Source organism: Nocardioides aequoreus (genome assembly GCF_000720335.1).
GTDB lineage: Bacteria > Actinomycetota > Actinomycetes > Propionibacteriales > Nocardioidaceae > Marmoricola > Marmoricola aequoreus.
The window spans coordinates 1-362 of record NZ_JOJN01000037.1 but is presented as its reverse complement, the minus strand read 5'-3'; the positions used below and the strand labels follow the sequence as shown (position 1 = coordinate 362).

Annotated in this window: 2 protein-coding genes; one reads left to right on the top strand and one right to left on the bottom strand. The window is 72.1% G+C overall.

What is annotated here, in order from left to right:
* Window positions 1-242 (top strand): LysR substrate-binding domain-containing protein (locus IG63_RS21160; protein ID WP_030486142.1); only part of this gene is annotated, 242 nt, incomplete at its 5' end.
* Here the strand turns inward: IG63_RS21160 and IG63_RS22940 are convergent.
* Window positions 233-343 carry a hypothetical protein gene (locus IG63_RS22940; RefSeq protein ID WP_425411805.1) on the bottom strand — a complete coding sequence of 37 codons (111 nt, stop codon included), beginning with the start codon at window positions 341-343 and terminating at the stop codon, window positions 233-235. The two genes, IG63_RS21160 and IG63_RS22940, sit on opposite strands and share 10 nt — an antisense overlap.
* Window positions 344-362: the final 19 nt, after the last annotated feature.

The window sequence follows — 362 nt, the reverse complement described above, 5'->3', positions numbered from 1 at the left end:
GCTTCCAACCGAGGACCGCGTTCGAGGGCCAGGAGTCGGACACGGTGCGCGGACTGGTCGCGGCCGGGCTCGGGGTGGCCCTGCTGCCCAGTTTCGGTTCCGCGCCACCTGCGGGGGTGGTGGAACTGCCGCTGCGGCCCCGCATCAGTCGTTCCATCGGCCTCGTCTGGCCGAAGCGCCACGCCCTGACGCCCGCGGTGCGGGGTTTCCGGGATTACGTCACCGCCACCCGTCACGCGTAGGAGGCGACGAGCTCCACGAGGGTGCGCGCACCGAAGCCGGTACCGCCCGGCACCACCTCGTTGTAGTTCTTCTCGGAGCGGGCGGGACCTGCGATGTCCAGGTGCGCCCAGGGCAGGCCC